Origin of the sequence: Corynebacterium oculi (genome assembly GCF_001412105.1) — a bacterium.
GTDB classification, from domain to species: Bacteria; Actinomycetota; Actinomycetes; order Mycobacteriales; family Mycobacteriaceae; genus Corynebacterium; species Corynebacterium oculi.
On record NZ_LKST01000004.1, the window covers coordinates 60,226 to 81,033 of the forward strand.

Annotated in this window: 18 protein-coding genes; 4 read left to right on the top strand and 14 right to left on the bottom strand. The window is 65.8% G+C overall.

Translation table 11 applies throughout. The features are described from left to right. Nucleotide 1 precedes the first annotated feature (1 nt). From pabB to purD, 5 genes are all read right to left on the bottom strand, one after another. A complete protein-coding gene (gene pabB, locus Cocul_RS10000; RefSeq protein WP_055123151.1) occupies nucleotides 2-1,777 on the bottom strand; it encodes an aminodeoxychorismate synthase component I in 1,776 nt (591 codons plus the stop codon). Between the two features lie 27 nt (nucleotides 1,778-1,804). Then, nucleotides 1,805-2,236: a MarR family winged helix-turn-helix transcriptional regulator gene (locus Cocul_RS10005; RefSeq protein ID WP_055123152.1), complete on the bottom strand. Its 432-nt coding sequence runs from the start codon at nucleotides 2,234-2,236 to the stop codon at nucleotides 1,805-1,807. Between the two features lie 87 nt (nucleotides 2,237-2,323). Next, complete coding sequence (locus Cocul_RS10010) at nucleotides 2,324-3,217, bottom strand: phosphoribosylaminoimidazolesuccinocarboxamide synthase (protein WP_055123153.1); 894 nt, start codon at nucleotides 3,215-3,217, stop codon at nucleotides 2,324-2,326. A gap of 99 nt (nucleotides 3,218-3,316) precedes the next feature. Beyond that, nucleotides 3,317-4,756 (bottom strand): adenylosuccinate lyase, encoded by a 1,440-nt coding sequence (gene purB, locus Cocul_RS10015; protein ID WP_055123154.1) that lies wholly within the window; start codon nucleotides 4,754-4,756, stop codon nucleotides 3,317-3,319. Between the two features lie 33 nt (nucleotides 4,757-4,789). Then, nucleotides 4,790-6,082: a phosphoribosylamine--glycine ligase gene (gene purD, locus Cocul_RS10020; protein WP_055123155.1), complete on the bottom strand. Its 1,293-nt coding sequence runs from the start codon at nucleotides 6,080-6,082 to the stop codon at nucleotides 4,790-4,792. Between the two features lie 36 nt (nucleotides 6,083-6,118). Between purD and Cocul_RS10025 the strand changes: the two genes are divergently transcribed. Beyond that, a complete protein-coding gene (locus Cocul_RS10025) occupies nucleotides 6,119-6,529 on the top strand; it encodes an HIT family protein (protein ID WP_055123156.1) in 411 nt (136 codons plus the stop codon). Nucleotides 6,530-6,532: 3 nt separating this feature from the next. Further along, nucleotides 6,533-7,183 carry an alpha/beta fold hydrolase gene (locus Cocul_RS10030; RefSeq protein WP_055123157.1) on the top strand — a complete coding sequence of 217 codons (651 nt, stop codon included), beginning with the start codon at nucleotides 6,533-6,535 and terminating at the stop codon, nucleotides 7,181-7,183. Here the strand turns inward: Cocul_RS10030 and Cocul_RS10035 are convergent. From Cocul_RS10035 to Cocul_RS10060, 5 genes are all read right to left on the bottom strand, one after another. Further along, entirely contained in the window at nucleotides 7,158-8,624 is a 1,467-nt protein-coding gene (locus Cocul_RS10035; protein ID WP_245622217.1) for a sensor histidine kinase, read from the bottom strand. The two genes, Cocul_RS10030 and Cocul_RS10035, sit on opposite strands and share 26 nt — an antisense overlap. Continuing rightward, a complete protein-coding gene (locus Cocul_RS10040; protein WP_150114457.1) occupies nucleotides 8,621-9,340 on the bottom strand; it encodes a response regulator transcription factor in 720 nt (239 codons plus the stop codon). The genes Cocul_RS10035 and Cocul_RS10040 overlap by 4 nt, the downstream gene beginning before the upstream one ends. Before the next feature lie 128 nt (nucleotides 9,341-9,468). Then, nucleotides 9,469-10,788, bottom strand: a complete 1,320-nt coding sequence (locus Cocul_RS10045; protein ID WP_082422286.1) for an aspartate aminotransferase family protein — start codon at nucleotides 10,786-10,788, stop codon at nucleotides 9,469-9,471. Between the two features lie 96 nt (nucleotides 10,789-10,884). After that, the gene (locus tag Cocul_RS10050; RefSeq protein ID WP_082422287.1) at nucleotides 10,885-11,664 is read right to left on the bottom strand and encodes a MerR family transcriptional regulator; all 780 of its coding nucleotides are present in this window, start codon (nucleotides 11,662-11,664) and stop codon (nucleotides 10,885-10,887) included. Between the two features lie 470 nt (nucleotides 11,665-12,134). After that, nucleotides 12,135-13,871, bottom strand: coding sequence for a pyruvate dehydrogenase (locus tag Cocul_RS10060; RefSeq protein WP_055123160.1), 1,737 nt, complete (start codon nucleotides 13,869-13,871; stop codon nucleotides 12,135-12,137). A 172-nt stretch (nucleotides 13,872-14,043) separates the two neighbouring features. On the opposite strand from Cocul_RS10060, the gene Cocul_RS10065 reads away from it, so the two are divergent. Continuing rightward, nucleotides 14,044-15,480, top strand: coding sequence for an MFS transporter (locus tag Cocul_RS10065; protein WP_055123161.1), 1,437 nt, complete (start codon nucleotides 14,044-14,046; stop codon nucleotides 15,478-15,480). Between the two features lie 36 nt (nucleotides 15,481-15,516). On the opposite strand, the gene Cocul_RS10070 is transcribed toward Cocul_RS10065, so the two are convergent. Continuing rightward, nucleotides 15,517-16,815: a C1 family peptidase gene (locus Cocul_RS10070; RefSeq protein WP_055123162.1), complete on the bottom strand. Its 1,299-nt coding sequence runs from the start codon at nucleotides 16,813-16,815 to the stop codon at nucleotides 15,517-15,519. A gap of 26 nt (nucleotides 16,816-16,841) precedes the next feature. Further along, the gene (locus Cocul_RS10075) at nucleotides 16,842-18,143 is read right to left on the bottom strand and encodes a C1 family peptidase (RefSeq protein WP_055123163.1); all 1,302 of its coding nucleotides are present in this window, start codon (nucleotides 18,141-18,143) and stop codon (nucleotides 16,842-16,844) included. A gap of 292 nt (nucleotides 18,144-18,435) precedes the next feature. Here Cocul_RS10075 and Cocul_RS10080 point away from each other — a divergent pair, with 292 nt between their 5' ends. Then, complete coding sequence (locus Cocul_RS10080) at nucleotides 18,436-19,407, top strand: MFS transporter (RefSeq protein ID WP_055123164.1); 972 nt, start codon at nucleotides 18,436-18,438, stop codon at nucleotides 19,405-19,407. Here the strand turns inward: Cocul_RS10080 and Cocul_RS10085 are convergent. Together Cocul_RS10085 and Cocul_RS10090 are read right to left on the bottom strand one after the other, a co-directional pair. After that, a complete protein-coding gene (locus tag Cocul_RS10085; protein ID WP_055123165.1) occupies nucleotides 19,404-20,582 on the bottom strand; it encodes a type II toxin-antitoxin system HipA family toxin in 1,179 nt (392 codons plus the stop codon). The two genes, Cocul_RS10080 and Cocul_RS10085, sit on opposite strands and share 4 nt — an antisense overlap. Further along, a complete protein-coding gene (locus tag Cocul_RS10090) occupies nucleotides 20,579-20,791 on the bottom strand; it encodes a helix-turn-helix domain-containing protein (RefSeq protein ID WP_055123166.1) in 213 nt (70 codons plus the stop codon). The genes Cocul_RS10085 and Cocul_RS10090 overlap by 4 nt, the downstream gene beginning before the upstream one ends. Nucleotides 20,792-20,808 lie beyond the last annotated feature (17 nt).

Sequence of the window (20,808 nt, forward strand, 5' to 3'; positions counted from 1 at the left end):
GTCACGGGAATTCCACCTCCGCGATCGCCCGCAGCGGCTGCGCCTTGGTGATGATCTCCTGGTATTCCGCCTCCGGGTCCGAGGCCACGAGGATCGCCCCGCCCACCCCGTAACTGAGTTCCTCGCCCTCCTCTACAAGGGTGCGAATGGTCATGGCGAGGTCCACCTCGCCGGTCAGAGCGATGTACCCGATCGCCCCCGAATACACCCCGCGTTGGCGCTCCTCCACGGAAGCCAGGATCTCCATCGTGCGTTTCTTTGGCGCCCCGGTCATGGAGCCCCCGGGGAAGGCCGCGCGGATCAACTCCCAGGGGGAGGCCGCGAGTTCCGCGCGCACGGTGCTGACCAGTTGGTGCGCTGCGGCGTGGGTCTCTACCTCGAAGAGAGGTTCGGCGCGCACTGTTCCGGGCCGGGCCACCCGGGTGAGGTCGTGGCGCACCAGGTCCACCACCATGAGGTTTTCCGCGCGATCCTTGGGGTTACGCGCCAGATCCTCGCGCAGGGCAGCGTCCTCGCTGGCGGTGCGGCCGCGCGGCCGGGTGCCCTTGATGGGGCGCGATTCCACCACCCCGCCGCGTACCCGCAGGAAGGTCTCCGGGGAGGTGCTCATGATCTGCGTGGCACCCCAACGCAGGTAGGCCCCATAAGGGGTGGGGTTGGCCTCCCGCAGCGCGAGGTAGTCTCCCAGGCCCACCCCCGGCGAGGGGCCACGTAACTGCGTCGTGAGACACGCCTCGTAGGTCTCTCCTACGGCGATCTCGCGCTGCAATCGCGCGATCTTGCCCAGGTATTCCTCGCGCGTGTCCACGCAGCGCAGGGTGGGGCGCGGGGCGGGTGGGGGAAGCTCCGGAGGCGTTACTAAAAGCGCCCGCTCTGCGCGATCGAGCCATGCCTGGTCCAGGGCCAGCAGGTGTACCCCCGTGGGGCCCACCGCCACGGCGGTATCCGCGAAGCGGAAGTGCTCGCCGCGCGGATAGGTGAGGTATCCCACCCAGCCGAGCATGGGGGGAAAGGGCAGTTCCGGGGCGATCACCCTGGCGCCCGCCACCTCCTGCGGGGGGTGCGCGCGGGGGGCGCTCAAGAAGCTGTATCCGCGCCCCGTGGAATCGTCCAGCCACAGCGCGTATTCCTCCCGCGCGTAGAGGCGGCGGTACACCTCCACGGCGTCGAGACAGCACCCGGCGAGGTGGCGGTGGTGTATCCGTAACGCTGGGCGACGCCGCCGCGCCTCATCCACGAAGTTGTGGATCACCCGCGCGGCCTCCGGCGCGCCCACGGATTCCGGGTGGAATTGCACCCCCCACCAGGGTTTTTCCCGGTGCCGCAGGCCCATTACCAGCCCCTCGGCGATGCGTGCGGTGACCTCCATCTCCTCCGGTACCTCGGTGACCGCCAGGGAGTGATAGCGCACGGCCGGGAAGGGCGAGGGCAGGCCCGCAAAGAGCTCGGAACCATCGTGGTGTACCTCGCTGATGGTTCCGTGGGCCGGGGTCACCCGCGCCACCGCTCCCCCACATTCCTGGGCCATGAGCTGGTGCCCCAGGCACACCCCCAGCACCGGCAGACCCCGGCGCAGGGCCTCCACGCTGCTCCCCACGTCCCCCGGAACCCCGGGGTGGCCGGGCCCCGGGGAGATCACCACCGCCTCGACACCCTCCCAACACGGGGCCTCTGTATTGGGCTGCACGCGCACCCGTGCCCCCGCGGCACGCAGCGCCTCTACGATATTGAGCGTGAAGGAATCCTGATTATCGATCACCAGCACCGAGACGGACATGCGCATTGATGCTAGCCCACCGTGGGATCACTCATCGAGGAGGGAACGGAAGAATCGCTCCAGGGTGGGCAGAGCGCGGGCGACGTCCTCGCGCTCGCGCTGGGAGAGCCGCGCCATCGCCGGAGAAAGGCGGTTATTGCGGGCGGTGACGGTGGCTTGTAGCGCGTGCAGCCCCGCCTCGGTGACCGCCACCAGCACTCCCCTGGCGTCCAAGGGGTCGGGGCGGCGCTCCACGTAGCCGGCGTTTTCCAGCCGCGTGACCTGCTGGCTGGCGCTGGCCGTGCTGATGCCGCTCAGCGTGGCAATGGTGGTCACCGGCAGCGGCCCCTGTTTGAGCGCCATGAGCGTGCCCACCTGCGTGGTGGGCAGCTCTCCCTCCCGATCTAAAAGCCGCAGCGCATACACTCCCAGGCGGAGGCTTTCACGAAGTTGCGCGGCAAGAACATCGGGGGAGGTCATGGCAGGGCAGTATATTGCTCCCTGTACCATTTTTCCAAGGCCAATCCGTATTAATATTCTTTGGCCCTCGCCGTCACGGCAACGGGGCTACACGCACACGCCCACCCAGCGGCAGAACTTCTCCCCGGAGATCCTCTCATACGCCTCCACGTAGCGCTCCCGGGTGGCCTCCACCACGGAACCGGGCAGGGCGGGGGGCTGCTCGCCGGAGTTCTTGTCCCACCCGAACTTGGGCCCGGTGAGCCAGTTGCGCACGTACTGTTTGTCAAAGCTCGGCTGCACCTTGCCCGGTGCGTAACCCTCGGCGGGCCAGTACCGGGAGGAATCCGGGGTGAGCACCTCGTCGGCCAGGATCAACGCGCCGGAGGCGTCCGTGCCGAACTCCAGCTTGGTATCCGCCAGGATCAGGCCGCGCTCCTCCGCGATCGCGGCCGCCTGGGAGTACACCGCCAGGGTGGTATCGCGGAGTTGCTCGGCGCGCTCCTGGCCCAGGCTGTCCACCACGTATTCGAAGGACACGTTCTCATCGTGCTCCCCCTGTTCCGCCTTGGTGGCCGGGGTGAAGATCGGCTCCGGCAGCCGGGAGGCCTCCGTGAGCCCCTCCGGCAGGGCGAGTCCGCATACCGTGCCGTTCTTCTTGTACTCCGCCAGGCCGGAGCCGGTGAGGTAGCCCCGGGCTACGCATTCAAAGGGCTGCATGGAGAGCTTCTTGCACACCATCGCCCGGCCCAGGACCTTGTCCGGGATCCGGGGATCATCGGCGGGCCCGGCCAGGTGGTTGGGCACGTCCAGGGCACCGAAGAAGTAAAAGCTCATGGCCGTGAGAATCCTGCCCTTATCGGGGATCTCCGTCTCCAGGATGTGATCGTAGGCGGAGATCCGATCCGAGGCGACGATGAGCAGGTGATCCTCATCAATCTCATAGATCTCTCGCACCTTGCCCGCCGAGATGTGGCGGTATTCCGACAGTTCAGGACGCATGACTGGGAGTGTAACCCCGCACCCCGCGCAGCGGTAATTGGCCGCGGTGGAGCGCCGCGCTACCGCGCGGGCACCCGCCGGGCACTCGGTAAAGATGGGTTAAAGTATCTCCCCACCCGCGTACTCGGCGGCCTCCGGGTGCCGGGATACCACGTCCTCCACGCGTTTCAGGACGCTCGCCACCTGGGATTCCGCCGCGCCGATGAAGGCGTGGCGGTCGGCCAGGGCCGCCTCCAGGTCCGCCGCGCTCAGCGGCAGGCGATCGTCGGCCGCCAGCCGCTCCACCAGATCCTGCTCCGCACCGTTTTCCCGCATGTTCAGCGCCACGGCCACCGCGTTTTCCTTGATGACCTCGTGGGCCTCCTCTCGGCCCACGCCGGCGCGCACCGCCGCCATGAGGATGCGGGTGGTGGCAAGGAAGGGCAGGTAGCGCTCCAGTTCCCGCTCGATCATGGCGGGGAAGGCCCCGAACTCCGCCAGCACGGTCAGGAAGGTCTCGCACATGCCGTCGAAGGCAAAGAAGGCGTCGGGAAGCGCCACGCGGCGCACCACGGAGCAGAACACGTCGCCCTCGTTCCACTGCTGCCCCGCGAGGTCGGCCGTCATGGTGAGGTAGCCGCGCAGGATCACCTGCAAGCCTCCCACGCGCTCGCAGGAACGCGCGTTCATCTTGTGCGGCATGGCGGACGAGCCCACCTGCCCCTCCTTGAAGCCCTCCGTGACCGTCTCATTGCCCGCCATGAGCCGCACGGTGGTGGCCAGGGAGGAGGGGCCCGCGCCCAGCTGCACCAGGGCGGAAAGGGCGTCGAAGTCCAGAGAACGCGGATACACCTGGCCCACGGAGTCGAAGGTGCGCTCGAAGCCCAGGTGCGCGGCGATGCGTCGCTCTAGTTCCGCGAGCTTGCTCTCCTCGCCGCCAAGCAAATCCAGCATGTCCTGGCTGGTGCCCATCGGCCCCTTGATGCCGCGCAGGGGGTAGCGGGCGAGGAGTTCCTCCGCGCGTTCGATGGCCACCAGCATCTCATCGGCCGCCGAGGCAAAGCGCTTGCCCAGGGTGGTGGCCTGGGCGGCCACGTTGTGCGAGCGCCCCGCCATCACCAGGGCCTGATACTGGGCGGCGCGCTCGGCCACGCGGCGCAGCACGGCCACGGATTTATCGCGCGCCAGCCCAAGGGAACGGTGGATTTGCAGCTGTTCCACGTTTTCCGTGAGATCGCGGCTGGTCATGCCCTTGTGGATGTGCTCCCACCCGGCCAGGGCGTTGAACTCCTCGATGCGGGCCTTGACGTCGTGGCGGGTGACCTTTTCCCGCCGGGCAATGGATTCCAGATCCACCCGGTCCAGCACGGCCTCGTAGGCCTCTATGGCCTCGGCGGGAATGTCCACTCCGAGGTCGCGCTGGGCGCGCATGACGGCAATCCAGAGTTGCCGTTCCAGGATGATCTTGTGCTCGGGTGACCACAGCAGGGTCATTTCCGGGGAGGCGTAGCGGGACGCCAGGACGTTTGCGATCTTCTCTTTCTCAGCCACGCGCCTCATTCTACGGGGCGCGCCGCGCTCATCGACGCCCCGCTACGGCGTGCTGATGCGGCCCTCCTCCGCAGCCGCGCCGATGTCCTTGCGGTAGAAGGAACCCTCCATCTCGATCTGCTCGATGAGCCCGTAGGCGCGCCGCCGCGCCTGCGCGAGGTCTCCGCCCTTGCCCACCACGGAGAGCACGCGGCCACCGGCGGACACGTACCCGCTGCCGTCCTCGGCGGCGTCGGCTGCGGCCGCAGTTCCCGCGTGCAGGGTGTAGGCCTGATCCTCGTCTGCGGGGATCCCCGCCAGGGCGTCCCCCTTGCGGGGGGATTCCGGGTACCCGCCGGCCGCCAGCACCACGGTCACCGCCGAGCCTTCCTCCCATTCGAGGGGAGGCTGCTGGGCCAGGGTGCCGCGCGCCACCGCGTCCAGCAGGCCCGCCAGGGGGGTGCGCAGCAGGGCCAGCACCGCCTGGGTCTCGGGATCACCAAAGCGGGCGTTGAACTCCACCACGGCGGGGCCGTTCTGGCCCCAGGCCAGGCCCGCGTACAGCAGGCCGGAGTACGGGGTGCCGCGCGCCACCATCTCCCGGGCCACCGGCTCGCACACCTCGCGCACGATGCGTTCCACGCCGCCCTCCGGCAGCCACGGCAGGGGGGTGTAGGCCCCCATGCCGCCGGTATTGGGGCCCTCATCATTATCAAAGGCCCGCTTGTGATCCTGGGCGGGCAACAAAGGCACCACGGTCTCCCCGTCTACCAGGCAAAACAGCGATACCTCGGGGCCGTCCAGGAAGGATTCCAGCAGCACCGGATTTCCCGCCCCCAGCACGGAGTCCACGTGGGCGCGGGCGGCCTCGCGCCGCGGGGTCACCACCACGCCCTTGCCTCCGGCCAGGCCGTCATCCTTGACCACCCAGGTGGGGCCAAAACGATCCAGGGCAGCCTCGATGTCCTCCGCGCTGGCGCCGGGGGCGATCTGCTCAGCGGTGGCGGTGTTGACCCCGGCGGCCGCCATGACCTCCTTGGCAAAGGCCTTGGAACCCTCCAATTGCGCGGCGGCCCGCGAGGGGCCAAAGACCGCGAATCCGGCGGCGCGCAGGGCGTCGCTCACGCCCGCCACCAGGGGAACCTCAGGGCCGATCACCACGAGGTCCGCGCCGATCTCCGTGGCCAGGGCCACGGTGGCCTCCGCGTCCGTGACGGACAACGGGTGCACGGTGGCTAGCCGCGTCATGCCCGCGTTGCCGGGGGCCACGTGCAGGCTGGGGTGGGCGGGGTCGAGGGAAAGGCCGCGCAGCAGGGCGTGTTCGCGCGCACCGGCGCCGATGACCAGAATATTCATGGCCCCGAGTCTAACGGCCCACTACGCTGAGAACCTATGAGTAGCGTATTTAGCAAGATCATCGCGGGGGAACTGCCCGCGCGCTTTGTCTACCGGGACGAGGCCGTGGTGGCTTTCTTGAGCATTGAGCCGGTGGCCTACGGGCACACCCTGGTGGTGCCGGTGGCGGAGGTGGATCGCTGGACGGATCTGCCCGCCGAGACCTGGGCGCGGGTGGCCGAGGTCTCGCAGAAGGTGGGCCGGGCCATCGTGGAGGCCTTTGGCTGCTCGCGGGCGGGCACCCTCATCGCGGGCTTTGAGGTTCCGCACACCCACGTTCACGTGTTCCCCGCCGAGGACATGGCCGGTTTTGATCTTTCTGCCGCCATGCCGATGGATTCCACCGATCCCGCCCAGATGGACGCCGCCGCCCAGAAGATCCGCGCGGCGCTCGGCACCGCCGAGTAACCAGTGCACCTGCTGGATCTGGTGCCCCCGCACGGGGTCGCGCCGTATCTTCCTGGGCTTTCCGCCTCCGCCGCCACGGGGCGGCGTCCGGTGCTCGTGCTGCACGGGGCGGCGGGTTCCCCCGGCAACTTCGAGGAGTTATTGCGTCTCCTGGCCGATCGGGCAGATCGCGCCGTGGCGGCCCCGGCGTACGGGCGGCGCGGCACCGCCCCGCTGGAGCGCAGCCTCGCGGAGGTGGAGGCCCACGCCCGCCGCCTGGTGGCGGGCTCCCCCGATGGGCTTATCGACGTCGTGGGGCATTCCCTCGGCGGCCTGATCGGCCTCCTGCTGGCCAGGCGCCTTCCCGTGGCGCGCCTCATTGGGCTGGGGGCGTGCTTTCGGGGCTGCCCGCCCCGCTTTCCTCGGCTGATGGGGAGGCTCGTGGGGCCGATCTATCCGCAGATCATGCGCCGCCTGGACGTTGCCCCGCCGCCGGCCACCCGGATCATTTCCTTCGTTTCTCCCCTGGACACCATCGTGCCCCCGGCATACGCCGATCTCTCCGGGTATCCCGGCGCGTGCGTGGAGGTGGTGTCCGCCCCGGGGGTTCTGCATTATCAGTTCCCCGAGGCCACCGCGCGGGAGGTGTTTACTCGCCTCTGCGTTCCAGGGTGATGGTGAAGGTAGAGCCCACGCCCTCCTCGGACTCCACCTCGATGGTGCCGCCGTGCTTTTCCACCAGGGACTTGGTGATCGCCAGCCCCAGCCCCGAGCCCCCGGAGGCCCGCGAGCGGGAGGTATCGGCCCGGTAGAAGCGCTCGAAGATGTGCGCGGCGTTGTCCGGGGACATTCCTACGCCATCGTCGATCACCTGGATCTTCACCTGAGAATCGTGCGGGCCGCCGAAGGAAAGACGAATGGTGGCCGTGGCTTCCTCCCCGCCGTGGCGCAGGGCGTTGGTGAGCAGGTTGAGCAGCACCTGGTGCAGGCGGCTGGCATCGCCCACCACCAGGGGGACGGCGGAGGTCTTATTATCCACCGACACCGTGCGCCCGGGGAAGGCCGCGCGCGCCGTCCCCGCCACGGAAAGGCACAGTTCCAGCAGGTCCACCGTCTCGCTGTTGAGGCGCTGGCCCTCCGCCCTGGTGAGCGCGAGCAGGTCCTCCACGAGCAGGCTCATGCGCTTGGATTCCGCGTCCACCTTGCCCAACACGAGGTCAATATCCGTGGTGGCTCCCGATCGGTACAGCTCCGTGTACCCGCGCAGGGAGGTCAACGGGGTGCGCAGCTCGTGGGAGGCGTCCCCCACAAAGCGCCGCATCTGCTCCTCTTTGTCCCTGGATTCCTCGATGGAACGCTGAAGCCTGCCCAGCATGACGTTGAGGGCGTAGGCCAGCTGCCCCACCTCGGTGTTCATGGGCCACTGCGGCAGACGACGATCCAGGTTGCCCTCGGCAATATCCCCGGCGGTGCGTTCCACCTCGCGCAGCGGCTTGAGCGAGCGATACACCAGGTAGTGCGCCACCATGGCGATGACCACCAGCACGGTGAGGGAGATGATGGTTTGCACCGCGCGCAGCCGCCCGATCAGGGTCTCCTCGCGCGCCAGGCTCTTGGCCACCACCACGATCACGCCGTCTTGGCTCTTGGCCGTGGCTCGCCACCGCTGGTTGGAGGAGGATTCCGCCGAGGCGGGGAGGGTCTGCGGGCCAGCATCCACGTTCAGATTAGAAATATCCGGGGTGGATTGCAGCCAGCTATTTTCCCCGGCGGGGGTGCCATCGGGATAAATCACCTGCACATAAAAGTCCAGGGGAACCCGGCGGATCGCCCCGCCCTCGGAGGGAAGCGCGTTGGTGGCGGAGCCAGCCGATCCGGCGGGGCCGGTAAATCCGTTGAGCACGGATTCCAGCTCCTCATCCACCTTGTCCAGAGAATAGCCCCGCATGACGGCGGAGACCGCCACGGAGCTGCCTAAAAGCCCCACCCCGGCCACCGCCACCACCAGCATGACTAGCCACACTCGCAGCGGGATGGAGCGCAGCGGGCTGTACGGCCTGCGCCGTGGCGTCCCCGCGCCCCACTGTTCCGCGTGGGATCGCTTGCGTAACCTCACTGGCGCGGCTTACGCAGCACGTAGCCCACGCCGCGCACGGTGTGGATCAGCGGGCGACGCCCCGTATCCACCTTGCGCCGCAGGTAGGAGATATAGGATTCCACCACGTTGCCGTCGCCGCCGAAGTCATAGTGCCACACGTTGTCCAGGATCTTGGCCTTGCTCAACACCACCTCGGCGTTAATCATGAGGAACCGCAGAAGGTTGAACTCCGTGGGGGAAAGATCCACGATCTCGCCCGCCTTGGTGACCTCGTGGGTGTCATCGTTGAGGGTGAGATCCGCGTAGGTGATGGTGGCGTCACGCGCCTCGTCCTTGAGGCTGTGCCCGCGGCGCAGGATCACCCGCAGCCGGGTAATCACCTCCTCCAGGGAGAACGGCTTGGTCACGTAATCGTCCGCGCCGATGGTCAGGCCGTGGATACGGTTTTCCACCGCGTCCTTGGCGGTGAGGTAGAGCACCGGGCCGTCCAGGCCCTCCTCGCGCAGGTGCGGCAGCAGCTCAAAGCCGTCCATACCGGGCATCATCACGTCCAGGATGAAGGCGTCCGGGCGGAACTCGCGCGCCAATTCCAGCGCCGCGTGACCGTCATTAGCGGACTTCACCTCGAAGCCCTGGAACTTCAGGCCCACGGTGAGCAGTTCCACGATATTGGGCTCATCGTCTACCACGAGCACCTTAATGTTATTTGTTTTGTCATTCATAGCGTCTGCCATTGTCTCGTTTTACCTCTCCCAATCCGGCCCGCCCGCTCGGGATAGCGGGGCGGGCGCACTGCACTATGGGAGAGTATTGCGCGGCGGCCTGCCCCCTGGCTGCCCAGTAACTGAAAGAACTCTGGGAGTTACAGGGCGACATCCGCCCGCGCCACGGCGGCCTCGATCACCTCCAACCCCTCGATCAGTTCCTCCTCCGAGATATTCAATGGCGGGGCAATGTGCGTGCGATGAGCACTCACCATCGGCCACACACCATGTTCCTTGCAATACGCCGCGAACTCCCCCAGATCCGTCAGCGGCTCCTTGGTGGCGCGATCACGCACAAACTCAATGGCCCAGAAGAAGCCCCGGCCACGCACCTCTCCCACGCTGGGGTGATTCTGGGCGATCTCGCGCAGGCGCGGGCCAATGACCTCCTCGCCCAGGCGGGCCACGCGCTCAAAAATGCCCTCGCGCTCGTACACATCTAGGGCCGCCACGCCCGGCGCGCAGGCCAGGGGGTGCCCCGAGTAGGTGAGGCCGCCGGGGTAGGGCCTCTCAGAGAAGGTCTCCACGATAGCCGGGTGAATGAGCACCCCGCCCAGCGGCACATACCCGGAGTTCACGCCCTTGGCAAAGGTCACCAGGTCCGGGGCCAGATCGGCCCCGCCGTGCTCGTAGGCAAAGAGCTTGCCGGTGCGGCCAAAGCCCACCATCACCTCGTCGGCGATATAGAGAATCCCATACTTATCGCACAGTTCCCGCACCCCGCGCAGGTACCCCTCCGGCGGAGCGATCACCCCGGAGGAGCCCACCATGGATTCCAGCATGATCGCCGCGATCTGCCCCGGCCCCTCGAAGAGGATCGTCTGCTCCAGGTGTTCCAGGGCACGGGAGCACTCCTGCTCCGGGGAATCCGCGTGGAAGGCCGAGCGGTACAGGAACGGCCCCCAGAAGTGGTAAATATCGCCGTCGGTGGTGGGGTTGCCTAATCGACGTCCCTCCCCCGTCGCCATGATCGCAGACCCGGTGGCCCCGTGATAGCTGCGATACGCGGCAAGAATCTTGTTCTTCCCGGTGTGCAGGCGCGCCATGCGAATGGCATGCTCCACCGCGTCCGCCCCACCATTGGTGAAAAAGACGTGGCTGAACTCTCCCTGCGCGGATTCCACGATCCGGCGCGCCAACTCTCCGCGCACGTCGCTGGCAAAGGCCGGGTTGAGGTTGGTCACCCGGCCCGCCTGCTCGCGGATCGCGGCCACCAGATCGGGGTGATTGTGCCCAAGGTTGGCGCTGACGAGCTGGCTGCCAAAGTCCAGGTAGCCCCGGCCCTCGTAGTCGTAGATGCGCGATCCCTCGGCCGCCGCCACGGGCATGGGGTTGATCTTCCCCTGCGCGGACCAGGAATGAAAGACGTGCGCGCGATCGTCGCTGCGCACCTGGGACTCGGTAGTAGATTCGGTCACGGGAAACCTCTTCTCCTCGAAGAAAAACTCACGGTTCCCCCGCCACCTTATCCCAGCCACGGGGCGTCGCGCCGCACAATCCCCCAAAATTGGTGACTAGCGCCACTGAACGTTGCTGAGGTTCACGCCCTCCCTGGCCGCGCGGGCCTCCACCAGATCGCGCAGGTACGCTCGGTGCTCCCCGTAACTCTCCGCAAAGCGATCATCGGCCACATACATGCGGGCCAGGATCACCTGCTTACTCGGGGTCGCCTCATACCAGCGCGCGATCTCGGCCCGATGCCGCAGCACCAGCGCGTCACCCTCCGGCGAGCCGGGCTCCACGCCACGCTCGGCGGCGTCGGCAAGCGCCTCCCGGAACGCCACCGCCTCGGCCGCGACGTCCTCCCAATCCCCGTCGGTCATCTCCCTCACCCGCTCGCGGGACTGCTCCCACTCGGGAGTATCGCCCCAGCGTTCCTGCGCCTCGGCCCGGTATTCGGACCACTGCTCACGCCATTTCTTCGCCTTTTCCTCCACGCTCATCGTGGCTTCTCCTTCCAGAATCTCATCGACCACGCGGATCATTCCGCGCAGGTGAGCAACCTTGTCCGCCAGGATCTCGCGCTGCCGTCGCAGGCGTTCGCGGCGGGTTCCGGGGGCGTCGATCAGCTCCCCGATCTCCGCCAGCGGCACCCCGGCCGCGCGGTACACCAGGATCTGTAGGCCACGCTCCACGTCCTCGGCGGTGTAGAGGCGGTAGTCGCCCAGGGTGCGCCACTGCGGCTCCAACAGACCCACAGATTCCCAATGCCGCAGCGTGCGCGGGGTCACGCCAAGGAGATTGGCCGCCTGGCCGATGGTGTACTCGGTTTTATCGCTGGTGGTATCGCTCACGGGAATGATCCTGGTGGTTGACGTTGCGTGAGGGTCAAGGAAACAAGCCACAGGAAAATGGGAGGAAGCCCTCGCACACTAGGATACCTTTTGCCGGGAACATACCCGGCTCCTCCTGGTGGTGCGATACGTCTCCACCACCCGGCGGAGGCTGTTGTTGCCCCACCAGAAGCAGCACACCTTCGACCACAGGGAGGAGGTGAGACGAATGGCCCGCCATCGACGCGAAAGCGAAGACAAAGGAAACCGCCGCAGGAGCAGCAACTCCATACGACGGTTCCTAGGGCGGCTGAGTATCAACGTGATCGCCCGTATTATCGCAGACGCGATCATGAGGCTGCTCAGCTAGTCTCACGAAAGTCCTCGCTTACCCTTTACCGTGAGCGAGGACTTTCGCCTTTAACGACAGTCTGGGTGGGCTGTCGCTCAAGAGCATACCTCATTCCATCTCGTTAAACCCACACAAAGCCCTACAACCTCGGAATGTTCCGCAGGTTCGAGCGCGCCATCGTAATCATGGAGCCCACGCCACCACCAAAGACGGTGCGGGTGGCGGCCTTGGAGAATCCCATGAGCATCTCCCAGGTGATGTTCGGCGGGATGGAGAGCGCGTTGGGGTCGGTCACCATGTCCACCAGCACGGGGCCGCCATAAGCCAGGGCCTCCTGGATTCCGGCGCGCAGTTGCTTGGGGTCCTCGATGCGGATGGACTTGATGCCCACGCCTTGCGCGATCTTGGCGTAGTCCACCTGGTCGTGATCGGTCTCGTATTCGGGCATGCCCTGCACGAGCATTTCCAGCTTGACCATGCCCAGGGAGGAATTGTTGAATACGAAGATCTTGATGGGCAGGTCGTGCTGCTTGACGGTGATGAGTTCGCCCATGAGCATACTCAGCCCGCCGTCGCCGCTGAAGGTCACCACCTGGCGGCTGCGGTCGGCAGCCTGTGCGCCGATGGCCTGCGGCAGAGCGTTGGCCATGGTGCCGTGGCGGTAGGATCCCATGTCCACGCGCTGTCCGTTGGGGGTGAGGTAGCGTGCTGCCCACACGTTGCTCATGCCGGTGTCCACGGTGAAGATGGCGTCCTGAGCGGCGAGCTCGTCGATGAGCGAGGCCGCGTATTCCGGGTGGATGGGCGTGTGCTTCTCCACGTTGTGCGTGTAGGCGGATACCACGTCCTCCAGGGCCTTGGCGTGCTTTTTGAGCATCTTATCCAGGAAGGAGCGGTTCTTCTTTTCCTCCACGTGGGGCAGGATGTTCTCGATCACCGCGCCGGCGTCGCCCACCACGGGGTACTTGATGGTGGTGCGTCGGCCGATGTGGGAGCCGTCGATGTCGATCTGCGCCACGTTCTTGGAGGGCAGGAAGTCGTTGTAGGGGAAGTCCGTGCCGATGAGGATCAGCAGGTCTGCCTCGTGAGAGGCCTCGTGGCAGGCGCCGTAGCCCAAGAGGCCGGACATACCCACGTCGAAGGGGTTGTCATACTGGATATAGTGCTTGCCGCCAAAGGCGTGACCGATGGGGGCCTTGATCTTTTCGGCCAGGGCCAGCACCTGTTCGCGGGCGTCCTTGATGCCCGCGCCCACGAAGAGCGTGACGGAGGAGGCCTGGTTGATCGCTTGCACCAGGGCGGCGGCCTCGCGCTGATCCGGGTAGGCCACCGGGCGGCCGGTGGAGATCACGGAGTCGATGATGGTGGTGTCCTCCACGTCCTCGGCGGCGAGGTCGCCGGGGATCACCAGCGCGGATACGCCCTTGCCGCTCATGGTGGCCTGGATCGCGTGGTGGGTAATCACCGCGCCCTGATCCGCGGAGTTGACCATCTCGCAGTACCCGGAGCACTCCTGGAAGATCTGCTGCGGGTGGGTTTCCTGGAAGAACTGGGAGCCGATCTGCCGGGAGGGAATGTGGCTGGCCAGCACCAGAACCTTGGCCCCGTTGCGGTGGGAATCATAAAGCCCCTGGATAAGGTGGGTGTTGCCCGGCCCGCAGGAGCCGGCGCACACCGCCAACCCGCCGGTGATGAGGGATTCCGCCCCGGCGGCGAAGGCCGCCGCCTCCTCGTTGCGCACGTGGACCCATTCGATAGTGGAATCGCGTACCGCGTCCACGATGGGGTTGAGGGAGTCCCCCACCACGCCGTAAATGCGCTGCACGCCCTGCCGTTCCAGGGCGCTCACCAGGACTTCTGCGTAGTTCTTTGCCATTGCTTGCCTCCTTGCCGGCGCCGCGATCCCGCGGGGAGCACCACGGCGGGGCGTCAATAAGCGCCACCCGTGAGATCGCTTCCGGTTCAGTCTGCTTGTGTGGATATGTCCACCAGTATGCCCCGGTATTCCCGCGCGTGCCAGGGCCGCCCTTTAGGTACAGTATTGCTCCATGCAGCACCCTTCCCCGTCCGCCACCACGCCCCGGCAGCGCTGGACTTTCCTCGCCGTCATCAGCGCCGGGCTTTTCCTCATCAGCATGGATAACTCCGTGTTGTTTACCGCCCTCCCGCAGCTGGAGGCGCAGTTGCACACCACGGATCTTCAGGCCCTATGGGTCATTAATGCCTACCCCCTTGTGCTCAGCGGCCTGCTGCTCGGCACCGGCACGCTGGGCGATCGGATTGGGCATCGCCGCATGTTCCTCATCGGCATGGTGATCTTTCTCTGCGGTTCCCTGGCCGCCGCGTTTTCTCCCACCGCCTGGGCCCTGATCGCCGCGCGCGCCGTGCTGGGGCTGGGCGCGGCCACCATGATGCCCGCCACCCTGGCGCTCATTCGCGTGACCTTCCTCGACGAGCGCGAGCTCAGCACCGCCATCGGTATCTGGGGCTCCATCGCCGTGGTGGGGGCGGCCTCCGGGCCGGTGATCGGCGGGTTCCTGCTGGAGCACTTCTGGTGGGGTTCGGTGTTCCTCATTAACCTCCCGGTGGGCGTCATCGCGCTCATCGCCACCTTCCTGCTCGCCCCTCCCAATCGCCCCAACCCCGCCGCGCACTGGGATGCTCTCTCCTCGCTGCTGGCCCTGCTGGCGGTATCCGGCCTGGTCATGGCGATCAAGGAGGCGGCGAACACGCAGCGGCACTGGTGGCTCCTCGGTGCAGCCCTCGTGGTGGCGGTCCTCGCCGGAATCCTCTTCTCGCTGCGCCAGCGCCGCCTGACTCAGCCCCTGCTGAGCACGGACGTCTTCCGCAACCGCATGTTCACCGGCGGGGTACTCGCCGCCGCGGGCGGCATGTTCTCCCTGGCGGGCATCGAGCTGATGACCACCCAGCGCTTCCAGCTCATCGCGGGGTACAGCCCCTTGCAGGCTGGCCTGGTGGTGGCCCTGGCCGCCATCTCCGCCCTGCCCTTTTCCATTCTCGGCGGCGCGAACCTGCATCGGCTGGGCTTCCGCACTCTGATTACCGGCGGGTTTAGCCTCATCGCGGCGGCGGTGCTCCTGGCCGCAGGTTCCCTCTACGCCGGTTTCCTGCCGCTGTTCCTCGTCGGCATGGCGCTGACGGGCGCGGGCGCGGGCGCGGTGATGTCCGTCTCCTCCGTGGCGATCATCGGCTCAGCGCCCCACGAACGCGCGGGCATGGCCTCCAGCGTGGAGGAGGTTTCCTACGAGTTCGGCAGCCTGCTCTCCGTGGCGATCCTGGGCAGCCTCTTTCCCGCCTTCCTCGCCGCATTCACCGAGGCGGGGGCGGAGCACGCCGCAGCCTATGACCACGCCTACCGCATGATCCTCTGCGTCATCGCCGCCGTGGGGGCGCTCAGCGCCGCCGTCACCGCCTGGTGCTTCCGGGGCAACCCGCGCAGCACCCGGTACGGTTCCGCGCACTGAGGGTTGGTGCTTATCGACGCCGCTCAGGGCCAAGGCTCAGCGGCGCGCCAGCGCGCCCATCGGGTCCCAGGCGGGCAGCACAACCGGTTCCGCGTCCCGCGCCGCCAGCACCTCCGCAGGGAGGAAGCGCGGCGGGACGGCGATCTCAAACACGTAGGGGTCAAACCAGGAATCGTCCATCGTCCAGAACCCCTTGTCCGCCTTTTCCTCGCCCCAGGAGTTTTCCACCCGCCAGCGGCGCGGGCGGCCCTGCTCGTCTAGATCCACGCCGGTGAACACCATAGCGTGCTCCATGAGGGATTCCCCGGTGCGCAGGCGCTGCGCCTTGGTCAGGCTCATCTCCACGCCGTACACGGACTCGTAATCGTAGAGGTCAGCGGCCCAGAAGCCGGTTTCTCGATCCCCCTGGCGGCTGGTCTCGCAGCCAAACCACACGGGAAGCCCCTCCGCCACGGCCCGGACGGCGGCCTCCTTGAGCACCTCCATCGGGGCGTTCAGGTAGGTCACCGCCCCGGCGCCCACCACGTTGCCCAGGTATTCCACGGTATAGCGGGCCCCATAATCGTGGCGGGGATCGTTGACCACGCACACATATTCTCCCAGGTCCTCCGGCAAGTAGCGGCGCGCAAACTCGCGCGGGGTTACCTCCCCCTCCCGGTGGAACTGCCCCTCCTTATCCCGGTACTGCCACACGAACCTCTCCGGGGGAACTCCCAGATGAATGGTCAGGATCTTGTACACATCGGCCAGTACCTCGCCCCGTATGCGCGAGGCCTCGGAGTCTTGTTCCTCCCGCAACCGCAAGGCACCCCGGCGTAGCACGGAGAGCAGATCGCGGTTGAGCTTCGCGGTGTTCGAGCTGGAATGAGTTTCCGGCATGGCGTACTTGGGCACCACGCCGTACTTTTCCACCACGGAGACAAACATGTTCCACTGCCCGCCATCTTCTAAGGGCGTGGCCATGAGGTGAGAGACGGTACGATCATCCACCGGGCGCTCGCGCAGGTCCGCCATCGAGGACAGAAAGTAATTGGCCTTTTCCAGCTTGTCGTAGAAGTGGATATACGCCTGAGAGAATTCAAAGTCCTTGATGTTGTGCCGCGCCATCACCGCACCACGCAGGGAATTAAGGCCCGCGAAGATCCAGCACCGCCCCGTGCGCTTTTGATTGGCCACCGCCCAGTCATCCACCTTGTGCGATACCGAGGTATCCAGGGCGGTAACGGCCTTCCTATTAAGAGCAATGCGATCAATATCCGTGCCGGCCACCATGTTTCCGGCCAGGCGCACGGCGGTATCGGCGGCAATATCACGGTTCCACTGTGCATAATCCATGAGGTTTCTCCTTAAGTCATTCCCGGTTAAGCCATCGCGTCCCACACCGGCAGCAGCACCGGCTCCGCAGTCAGCACCGCGCGCAGGCGCTCCGGCACAAAGCGCACGTGCACCGCCACGGCAAACACGTTCTCATCGAACCATTCCTGGGACATCACCCCATAGCCCTTATCCGCCGCCTCATTCTTGGCGCTCTGATTCTTTTCTCCCCAGGTATTCTCCACCCGCCACCGCGCCGGAGACTCGTCATAGCCGCTGAGCACCATCGCGTGCGTGAGCACGGACTCCCAGGTCTCCATGCGCTGCGCCTTGGTCATGGCGGTATCTACGCCGTACAACTCATCACGCTCCAGCAGGTTCGCGTCCCACACCCCCATATCCCGGTGGAACTGGCGGTTCACATCACAGGCAAACCACACCGGCTCCCCCGCCCGCACACTATCGACGGCCGCCCGGGTGACGTCGGCAAGCTCCGCGTTGAGGTATGTAAACAGCGAGGTGCCCGGCACGCTCGTCTGGGTATCGATGGCGTAGCGCACCCCCACCTCGCGCTGCGGGCGCGGATCGTGCCCCAGCACCACGTACTCCCCGAGGTCTGCGGGCAGGTAGCGCTGGGCAAACTCGCGCGGGGTTACCTGCCCCTCCCGGTGAAACTGCCCCTCCTTATCCCGATACTGCCAGGCGAACCTCTCCGGCGGCACGCCTAAGTGAATGGCGAGTATCCGGTGGACGTCGCGCAGTATCCCCTCCTTGGTGGCATCCCCCTCCGCCAGGCGCACCACGCCCCGGCGCAGCACCGTGTTCAGCGCGCGGCGCAGGTGCGCGGTATGGGAACTGGAGTGGGTCTCCGGCATGGCGTACTTGGGCACCGCACCATAGCGCTCCACCAGGTGCACCACGTAATTCCACTCCCCGCCGTCACCCACCGGTTCGTGCAGCAGCGCGTGGGCACGGCGATCATCGAGGTCATCCAGGTGCTCCGCAATGGCATCAAGGAAGATCTCCGCCTTGCCCAGGAGGTCATAGAACTGTAGGTAAGCCTCCGAGAACTCAAAGTCCTGCACACCCAAATCCCGGGCGATCCGGTGGCGGAACACGTTGAAGGCCGCGAACATCCAGCACCGGCCGGACTGCTTCTGATCGGTGACCTTGAGGGAATCAAGCTTGGTCTCCGGGGCCACGCTTAACCCCACCACCGCGCGGCGATCCAGGGCCACCTCATCGACATCGGTGGTGGTCACGGCGTTGGTGGCCATGCGCACCTGCGGGGTATCGGCGGCTTTACGTAAACGCGCGAGATCCTGCGGGGTCAAGGTGAAATCAGCCATGCGCCTGAAGATAGCAGAACCCGCAGGTGGTTGAAGTCACAGGAAAGGGGTTAGCGTTGAGTCTCATGTGCTTATGGCTGAGAGGGGCTGCTACCACGATGCCCGCCATGAAACACATCTAGCCATTCCTACTTGCCCAGGTTTTCGCCTCCGCCGGGGTGGGGCTTAATCTCACCGTGGCCGCGCTGGCCGCCGCCACGGTCACCGGGAACGAGAGCCTTGGTGGTCTCGCCAGACCAGCACCATTATCGGTGCCACCCTCATTACGGCGCTGAGCACGGAACTCACCCGCATGCACAGCCGCCTGGTGGCCCTGCGCTGCGCCCTTGGCCTTGCTGTGATCGGCTCGCTGGTATGTGGCCTCGCGGTCAGCGCCTCCGGCGCGCTGCACTGGACGCTCTTTGTGGGCTTATTCCTCTTGGGCGGTGGTACCGTGAGCGCGCTTCTCTCCCGCTTCACCGCCGCCGATAAGATCACCGATCCCACCCACATCTCCACCTCCATTAGCGCCGTGTTCCTTGGTTCCGCCATCGGTTCTGCGGTGGGCCCACAAATACACGGCTGGATTACGCGGCTTACCGATTCCCCCATGCCGCTGGTTTTTCTGTGCTCGGCCATGATCTTTGCGCTGGGCCTTGTGCCTCTTCTCCAGGAGAAAGCCCCCGCACCGGCAGGCTCCTCCGTCCGTGGTGATACCGGGAAAACACCGCTGCGCTGGCGGCCCGCCTATACCGCAATCTTCCTCATCGGCATATTCAGCCATGCCACGATGGTGAGCCTCATGGCTATGGCGCCCCTTTATACGGATAAGGCATTCGGCCCCGGCAGTACCGGGCTCGTCATGACGGCGCACCTGCTAGGAATGTACGTCCTTGGCCCAGTAGTGAGCGCGGCCATTCGGAAACTCAGCTTTCCCGTGGTCGCGTGCACCGGGGCTATTGTTTTTGGGCTCTCTTATACGTGCTTGATCTTCAGCCCGGGCAGCTTTCCCATCTTTGTCGTTGGGCTCTTCGGAGTGGGTTTTGGCTGGTCCATCGGCATGATCTCCGCTTCCATCCTGGCCGCCACCATCGCAGAGACCAATGCCAGAATCACCCTCCAGGGCAGGCTGGATATGAGCATCAATATCGCGGCGGGGCTCAGTTCCATCACCTCCGGGATAGCCGTGGCGCGGTGGGGCTATCCGGCGCTCGCTGCCACGAACGCTCTTGTGCTATTAGGGGTGTTGGGAATCGCTGCCGCGCTGTGGCAGAAGCGCGGTTAAGCAAACCTCATTCTGCGCCGCTCCAATTCTCGCGCCGCGCCATAGAGGGGAGAACCACTCAGCGGTAAATCAGAGAGATCAATCTTTGCCGCCACTCGGAGAACCCGCTCATTCGCGCTGGCGGCCACCGCCGGGGCGAGCCCGATGGAATCCGCAAACTCCGCCCAGTGCTGATTTTTCAGATTCTTTATTTTACCCGCCACGGGAAGCGCCAGCGTCATATCCCGGTACAGCACCGTACAAGGAATGTCATACATCGGGGCCACGCTCCATGTACCGCTCTTACTCTCCACGATGGAAAGATTCTTGGCGTGCAGATCACCGTTTCCGGTGAGCCAGGCAAAAAGAAACTGCATGTAGAGGTTTCTCGCGGCCACCACGGGTGAGTTTGTTTGCGCTGCTAGGGCATGCACTACCCGTTCACTGTCCACCGAGTATTTCGCCGCCGGAAGCAAGTCCAAAACCTGCGCGGCGTCCTCTAAACCACTCCTCACCACGGCACCATCGGACACAACCAGGCGATCGAACCGCCGCACCAGCAGTCCTGGTTTATCGTTCTTATCGGGCACCACCCGGTGCTGGGCCACGGGAATTCCCAGGTGGCGCGCATGACGGAGATGCAGGGCCTCATTGAGCACAAGGTGAGGGTGATCCGGAGGATCAAGCTTCAAGATGGAATACGCGCCCTGCCAGCCCACCAGAGCATTGATCATCGAGGCAGAAGCCTTTTCCTGCACTCCTGGCAAACCATAGTGATCCACCATTTCCGCGACGTCCCGGAAATCTACCTCACTCGGTAACCCTGCGATAAGCGGTTCCGGGGTTCCCGGTTGTTCCCCGGCGGGCACAATCTGAACGTCACCGGGAGTATCCTCCCCGATGGCGAGCAGCAAGGTAAGTTCATCGTCCAGGGAGGTTTTTGCGGCACGCCGCAGCAAACTGAGCCGATGCCCCTCGGGTAACAACCCCGCAAAGAACGCAGGCACACCACCGCCCGGCCCAAACACGGATTCCGTACTCACAGGCAAGGTAGAAGCCACCGGCGGACCCTCATATCCCGGCAAGTAGGAAAAAGAAATTCCGCCGGTATCCCCACGTTCCAAGGCCGCAGCGCGCCGCCCTTTCTTGTACACGTCCGCCGCCCGCACGAACCTCAGTCGCGCAATATCCCTCATTCCACGATCTCCACCCGCATACCCAGTACCCCGGCCACGGTGAGCACGGCGTGCAGCCCGGCGGTACCAGTGCCCTTTTCTATGTCCCGCACGGTGCGGTCGGATAGACCCGATAGTTCCGCCAATTGCTGTTGGGTGAGCATGTATTCCTTACGTATAACGCGGATAGCGGCCCCGATTTTTCGGGCTTCCTCGCGTGCGTCGATCATGGTGTTTCCATCATCTT